The organism is Kitasatospora sp. NPDC022785 (genome assembly GCF_055561295.1).
This window is the reverse complement of the sequence record NZ_JBVHHB010000015.1, coordinates 1-7,710: the sequence shown is the minus strand read 5'-3', so window position 1 is coordinate 7,710 and position 7,710 is coordinate 1. Positions and strand designations below refer to the sequence as shown.

Below are 7,710 nucleotides of genomic sequence, written 5' to 3'. Positions count from 1 at the left end.
GGAATCCGGAACACCTGCGACAACCGGTCCTTCAGATACTCGACCGTCCGCCCCAGCAACTCCTCCGAACCACCACCCGCAACCACCACCGGCTCCGCGGCGACGGTCACGCGTGCCCGGACCGACGGGCGGACCGTCGCGGCGGGCACCGCGGCCCGTGGCGCAGGGGCCTTCCGGGCGGCCTTGGCGCGGTCCGCGCCGGCCACCCGCAGCACCTTCTCGATCTTCGCCCGCTCGCCCTTGGTCACGACGACCTGGGTCTCGCCGGAGACGAGGATCGTCAGCAGCGCCCGGATGCCCTCGGCCGTCCTGAGGCCGCGCATGCCCGAGTAGTCGTAGTACAGGGTCTTGGCGGTGCCGTCCTGCTCGATGTCGCCGAGCATCCCGCCCTCGTCCCAGTAGGGCCAGTTGATCGAGATGCTCCGGCCGTGGCGCAGGCCCTCGGCCCGCAGCGCCTCCCGCTGGTGGGCGTAGGCGTCGAGGAAGCGGTTGGCGGCGGCGTAGCTGCCCTGCCCGAAGTCGCCGACGTAGGCGGCGATGGACGAGAAGAGGACGAAGAAGTCCAGCGGGTCCTGCTGCGTCAGCTCGTCCAGGTGGACGGTGCCGTGCAGCTTCGGCGCCAGGACGGCGTCGAACTCGGCCTGCCCGGCCTCCATGACGCCGGCGCTGCCGACGAGGCCGGCGCTGTGGAAGACGCCGTCCAGCGTGCCGAAGCGCTCGCGTGCCGCGGCGAGTGCCCGGCCGACGTCGTCGCGGTCGGCCACGTCGCAGGCGAGGTAGAGGACCTCGGCTCCGGCCGCCTCCAGGGCGGCGAGCTTCGCGCGCCGCTCGGCGTCGGGCTGCCGGCGGCCGAGCAGGACGAGCCTGGCCCGGCACTGCTGGGCGAGGTAGCCGGCGAGGTGCAGCCCGAGCGCTCCGGCGCCGCCGCTGATCAGGTAGACGCCGCCCTCCTTCAGGGGCAGCGCCGAGGCCGCGGGCCGGCCGCCGCCGTTCCACGGCTGGAGGACCCGCTCGGAGCGGGTGCCGTCGGCGTGCCGGATCTCGTGCCCGCCGCGCGCGGTGGGGCCCTCGGCCAGGCGCAGTTCCCGCAGCACGCCGTCGGCGACGGCCCCGGCGCCCGCGGTCGCGTCGAGCTGGAGGCTGTTCATCCGGAAGAGGTGGTTGACGGGCGTCATGGCGCGCGCGAACCCGGAGAGCGCCTCCGCGGCCGCACGGGCCGGTCCCGGCTCGCCGGGCAGGACGGCCAGGTACCGGATCTCGTGCTCGATGCCGACCTGGTGCACGGCCCGGAAGAGGTGGCGCAGGCTCTCCAGCCCGAGGGTGAGCCCGGACCGGCCGGGCGTCAGCGCCCAGAGGTCGGCGATCGCGTGCGGCAGCTGCCCGCGCTCGTCGAGGGTGCGCAGCAGCCGGTCGAAGTCGGCGCCGCTGCGGCGGTCGACGGTGAAGACGCCCGGGGACGGCTCCGCGAAGGCCTGCCCGGCCGTCACCCGGAGGACGCGGCCGGGGTGCGTGTCCGCGAGTCGCGCCGGGCGCGCCTCGTCGTCGTCGAGGACGAGCAGTACGTGCTCCGCGCCGGCGGAGTCCGGCCCCTGCCCGGTGCTCTCGCCGGTGCCCTCCGTCCAGCGCGGGACGTAGAGGTGCAGTTCCTCGTCCTTCTTGGCCGCGAACTCCTTGAAGACGAGCCCGGTGGCCCGCACGCACTCGGCGCCGTTCTCGTCGCAGATCGCGAGGTTGACGCTGACCGCGCCGTCGCGGGCGATCCGGTGGATCGTGGCGTGGCAGTAGGAGACGCTCGGGATGGGGGCGAAGACGACGAGCTCTTCGAGGCTGAACGGGATTCTCAGCACGCCGTCCTGCTCGCCGATGCCCCGCAGGGTGTTGAGCGCGGCGTCGAAGAGCGAGGGGTGCATGGTGAACTCGGGGAACTCGCCCGCCAGGCCGTCCCCGAGGACGATCCGGGCCAGGGCCTCGGTCTCGCCGCAGTGGAGCGTCTCGATGGCCTGGAAGGTCTCGCCGTAGCCGAAGCCCAGCTCCCGGAAGCTCGCGAAGATCTCCGCGTTCTCCTGGCGGCCGGTGCAGCGCCCCAGGATGCCGGGGATGTCGATGCTGCCCCGCACCCGCGAGGGCTGTTCCGCGGCGTAGTTGGCCCGGCCCTGGGAGAAGACGGTCCGCCTGCCGTCGCTCTCGCTGTAGATGAGGTACTCGAGCGAGTCCTGCTTGAGCGGGCTGAGCTCGATGTTGACCGTCCGGGAGTCGTCCTCCATGACGATCGGGTGGCCCCAGATGATGTCCTGGAGCGTCACGGCCTCGGAGCCGCTGGAGAGCCGGGCGGCCGTGTACGCCATCTCCATGTGGGCGACGCCCGGGAGCAGTATCTTGCCGTCCACGACGTGGTCCCGCAGGAAGAACTCGTCCTTCGACAGCCGCTTGCCGAACCGCTGGGCGTGGAGCGTGGATTCGTTGCCGTCCAGCAGCGGGTGCAGGCGCGGGCGGGGCCCCGGGCCGGCCGCCGGCAGGGCGCGGCGCGACCCGTCCGCCGCGGCCTCGGCCCAGTAGGTCTCGCGTGCGAAGGGGTAGCCGGGCAGCGAGGCGCGCAGCGGCGGCCGGTCGCCGAACAGCCGCTCCCAGTCGAGCTCGTAGCCCTGGGTGTAGAGGTCGGCCAGGGCGCGGACGGCGTCCTGGTACCGGCCACGGTCCGCGGCCGCACCGGCGGCGCGCGCCACCAGCTCGTTGCCGTACTCGGTGAGGGCGACCTGCGGCTGGAAGTCCCGGCCGGCCACCCCGCGGAACAGCTGGGGGGCCTTCTTGCCGTCGAGGAACTGCTGGAGCAGCTGCTCGGCCTCCGCCCGGGTGGCGGCGACCAGTGCGCAGCGGTGCGCGAAGTGGTGCCGGCCGCCGAGCAGGGTGGCGCTGATCCGGTCGAGGCCGGTCTCGCCGGCCCCGTCGTTCTGCAGGAAGGCCAGCAGCTCCGCGGCCCTGGTCCGCAGTGCCTCGTCGGTCTTCGCGGAGAGCACGAGCAGCTGGGAGGGCCGGTCACCGGCGCCGGAGCGGGCCGGCTCGGCGCCGTGACTCTCCACCACGACATGGGCGTTGGTGCCGCTGATGCCGAAGGAGCTGACCGCGCCCATCCGCTTGCGGCCCGGCTCGTCCTTCCAGGGCCGCGCCTCGCGGTTGACGTAGAACGGGCTGTGGGCCCAGTCGATGTAGTCGCTCTCCTGCTCGCAGTGCAGGCTGGCGGGCAGCGTCTCGTGCCGCAGGGCCTGCACCAGGCCGATCAGGCTGACCACGCCGGAGGCCGCCAGGGTGTGCCCGACGTTGGTCTTGACCGAGGTCAGGGCGCAGTACTGCTTCTTGTCGGTGTGGCGGCCGAAGACGCCGGCGAGTGCGTTGACCTCGATGGGGTCGCCGAGCCGGGTGCCGGTGCCGTGCGCGACCACGTGGTCAATGCCGGCCGGGTCGATGCCGAACCGGTCGTAGACGGTGCTCAGCAGGGCGGCCTGCGACGGCTGGCTGGGCGCGGTGATGCCGTTGGTGCGGCCGTCGTAGTTGACGCCGCTGGCCCGGATGACGGCGTGGATCCGGTCGCCGTCGGCGACCGCCTTCGACAGCGGCTTCAGCACGACGACGGCGACGGCCTCGGCCATCACCAGGCCGTTGGCGCGCCGGTCGAAGGCGTAGCAGACGCCGTCCTCCGACAGCATGCCGGCCTGGGTGGCGTGCTCGAAGAACCTGGAGGTCGACAGGAGGTTGACGCCGGCCGCGACCGCGGTGTCGCACTCGCCGCTGCGCAGGCTCAGGCAGGCCTGGTGCACGGCCGCCAGGCCCGCCGAGCAGGCGGTGTTGATGCTGAGCACCGGGCCCGAGAAGTTCAGGAAGTAGCCGAGGCGGGCGGCCAGGATGCCGTCGTGGCCCGAGGTGAGCGTCTCCCCGTCACCGGTCAGGCGCTGGTAGTCGCCCTGTTCGGCGCCGACGAACATGCCCATGGTGTTGTCACGGAGCTGCTTCGCCCCGTACCCCGCGTCCTCCAGGGCCCGCCAGGACTCCTGCAGCAGCAGGCGCTGCCGCGGGTCCATGGTCTCGGCCTCCTTGGGGGAGATCTCGAAGAACAGCGGGTCGAACTCGGCCGCGCCGGGCAGCCATCCGGCCCTGACGCCGGTCACGTCGAGGGGGCCGCGCCAGCTCTCCGCCCGGTCGGCGGGTATCGGTCCGATCGCCTCCCGGCCCTCGGCGAGGAGGTTCCAGAACTCGTCGACGGTCCGGGCCTGGGGGAAGCGTCCGCTCATCCCGATGACGGCGATGGCGTCGTCGGCGGCGGCCGTACCGGTCGGCGCGGGGGCGGGGGCGGCTTCGGCCCGGGGCGCCGCCGGCTCGGCCGCGGCGGGGGCGGCTTCCCCGGCCACCCCGTAGGTGCGCCGCACCGCGTCCCGGTGGTCCCGGACGAGGTGGTCCCGGACCATCTCCAGCGTGAAGTAGGTGTAGAAGAGCTCGGGCGTGACGTCGATCCCGAAGTGCCCGCTCAGCCGCAGGGCCAGCTGCGTGTTGCCGACCGAGTCGAACCCGAGGTCGGTCAGCCGGTCCTTCGGGTGGATCTCGTCGGCCGCGAGCTTCAGGACCTGGCCCGCGATGCTGCGGAGATCCGCCTCGACACTCTCTTCGACGCCCAAACCTGCCCACTCCCCGCGGCGCGCGTTCCCGGCCGCATCCGATGCTGGTTCCTCGTTCCCGGCTTCCTGGTGCCCGGCTTCTTCGTGTGCGGCGTCCCCGTGCCCGGCCGGGGCCGGCGCCGGAGCGGCGTCGGCGGCGTCCGGGGTGATCCAGAAGCGCCGCCGGTCGAACGCGTACGTCGGCAGGCGGAGCCTTCGCGCCCCGACGGCCGGGAAGAGGTCCACCCAGGGGCGGTCGGCTCCCCCGCTGAAGGCCTCGGCCAGGGCCAGGAGTTGTTGCGTGTACTCGTCGGCGGGGAGGTCCGCGCCGAGGTGGAACGTGTCCGGGACGTCAGGACGGGGTGCGTCGGACCGCTCTCCCCCGGCCGGGGCCGGCTGCCCGGCGGAGCCCCGGTCGTGGAAGCAGTTCCGGGCCCGGCCGGCCTCCAGCAGGCGCTTCAGCTTCACCCGCAGTTCGTCGGCGCTGCGCACGACCAGCGCCGTCCGGCGGTCGAGGTGCTCGCGCCCGAGGAGCAGTGTGGCGCTGAGGTCCGTCAGGTCGGTGCCGGGCCACTCCTGGTCGAGCCAGTCGGACAGGTCGCGGATCCTCTGCTCCAGCGCCGTCGTGGTCCGGGCCGAGAGGCAGATCAGGTAGCCGGGGCGGGGCTGCCGGGCGGCGGCGGGGCGCGGCGGCGCCTCCTCCAGAACGACGTGCGCGTTGGTGCCTCCGAAGCCGAAGGAGCTCACGCCGCAGCGGCGCGGAAGGGGCTCGCCGGTCTCCGAGAGCAGCGGCTTCCAGGGGCGCAGGGATTCCACGATGTGGAACGGCGTGCCCTCCAGCTCGATGCGCGGGTTCAGGCTCCGGAAGTTGTTCAGGCCCGGCAGCTGCCGGTGCTCCAGCGCCAGCAGGGCCTTGATGAACCCCGCGATCCCCGCGGCGGCCTCCAGGTGGCCGATGTTCGGCTTCACCGAGCCCAGGCCGCAGTGGTTCGACCGGCCGGACTCCGCGTCCGCCTTCCGGCCCGCCTCCGCCGTCTCGCCCGCCTCCGCGTCCGCGCCGGCCTGCGCACCGTCGCCGCGCGCCGCCCGGAACCCCTTCAGCAGACCCTGGATCTCGACCGGGTCGCCGGTCGGCGTCCCCGTCCCGTGCGCCTCGACGTAGCCGATGGTGTCCGGGGAGATCCCCGCCCGGCGGATCGCGTCCGCGACGACCTGCGCCTGCGCCTCGTCGTTGGGGTAGGTCAGGGTGCGGGTGCGGCCGCTGTGGTTGGCGGCGCTGCCCTTGATGACGCCGTGGACGGTGTCGCCGTCGCGGACGGCGTCGGCCAGGGGCTTGAGCAGGACGAGCCCCGCGCCCTCCCCGCGCACGTAGCCGTCGGCCCGTTCGTCGAAGGTCTTGCAGGAGCCGGTCGGGGAGAGCATGCCGGTCTTGGAGAAGGAGACGTTCCGGCCCGGGGTCAGCACGAGGTTGATCCCGCCGGCGAGCGCGACGCCGCACTCGCCCTGGTTCAGCGACCGGACGGCCAGGTGCAGCGCGTGCAGGGAGGCGGACGACGCCGTGTCGACGGCCACGCTCGGCCCGCGGAGGTCGAAGAAGTGGGAGATGCGGTTGGCGATGACCGCACCCGCGGTTCCGGTGGAGTGGTGCGCCGCCACCTCGCGGAGCTCCCGCTCCTGGAGTTCCTTGTAGTCCAGATTGTAGGAACCGAGGAAGACCCCGACATCGGTTCCGGAGAGTGCGTCGGGCCGGACGGCGGCGTCCTCGATACACGACCAGGCGAGTTCCAGCATGATTCGCTGTTGCGGGTCCATGCTCTCCGCCTCCAGCGGGGAGAGATGGAAGAACGCCGCGTCGAAGGCGTCCACGCCGGTGAGGAAGCCGCCCCATTTGCTGATGTCCGTACGCGCCCGTCCCGCGCCGGGATCACCGTCCGGAGAAGCGTATTTCCTCCAGTCCCAACGGCTTTGAGGGACTTCGCCGATGTGCGAGCGACCGTGTCTCAGGTTGTCCCAGAACTGGCGGTAGTTCTCCGCCCCGGGAAACCGGCACGCTATGCCGATGACAGCAACGTCGTTCTTCTGCATGGGAAGACCCCTCTTGACATCCCCGGTGCCCCGGCCGTAACGGACTGCTCCCATGGCTGTGCCACGGCAGCGGGCGTGCCTCGGCGTCGATCGTCGAATTGCACGTGCCGGAGCCGGAACTCCGGACGGGGATCAACGGGCACACCGGACCGGCGTCATTGCCGGCATCCACCGACCGGTGTCTGGTCCTCGCCTGACCACGGCTTTTCGACGCGACGCAACCCGACTCGCCCTTGGACGGCGATCAGCCGGATTGCGTGTCGCTTCGTGTTTTGATGCGCTCCCAACCGCGGCGGCCCTCTTTCGCGCAGTCCTCGGCCTGCGCGTGCCGAATGCCCCCGAGATGTGTGGCATTCCGTCCGCCGGCAGCCCTGGACAGGTCGGCACGGGCGGGGGTATTCCATGATGTCCGTCGAGTCAAGGCCCTGAGGTGACCGCTTCCGGCCATGCAGGGACCTCCCCTCTTGTCGACATCCATGGACATGCCCTTCGCGGAACAGAATCCTGCAAGATCTAACCGATCGTCAAGTAAACGATTGGTGCACTGTGCTGACGAGGGGTGGACAGCGAGCGACGGAATCGGTCCCGCGGGACCACCCCCGGCCCTCCGCCGACTTCCCTTCCGCGCACCCGATCCACGCGGTCCCCCCGCCGCCCGATCACCCGTGGGCCGGCCCGCGAAAATCCCGGCACCGACCGGTTCCGGGCCCATTCGGACCGCTGATTTCGGGCGCGGGTGATGCGGTATCAGCCAGATACTCGGGCAACACCCGTTCGCAGCCACGAACTTGATCAACCATCCGCCATGATGCCTCCGCGTTCAGTAGTGTGCATGACCGAAGATGTGTTCGCCCAGCGGAGCGGATCGCCGCCTGCGGGCTCGGACGGTTCCCTCACCCTTGGAGTGGTTCGAGATGACGGTTGTGCATGAGGCGCCGGTCGGCGACGAGATCCCCGAGGTCCCGGCCGACGCCCACGGGCG

At 72.2% G+C, this 7,710-nt stretch carries 1 protein-coding gene; it reads right to left on the bottom strand.

What is annotated here, in order from left to right; translation table 11 throughout:
- Positions 1–6,728, bottom strand: a 6,728-nt coding sequence (locus ACZ3YO_RS22855; RefSeq protein ID WP_465572189.1) for an SDR family NAD(P)-dependent oxidoreductase, incomplete at its 3' end; no start/stop codon positions are given.
- Between the last annotated feature and the right edge of the window lie 982 nt (positions 6,729–7,710).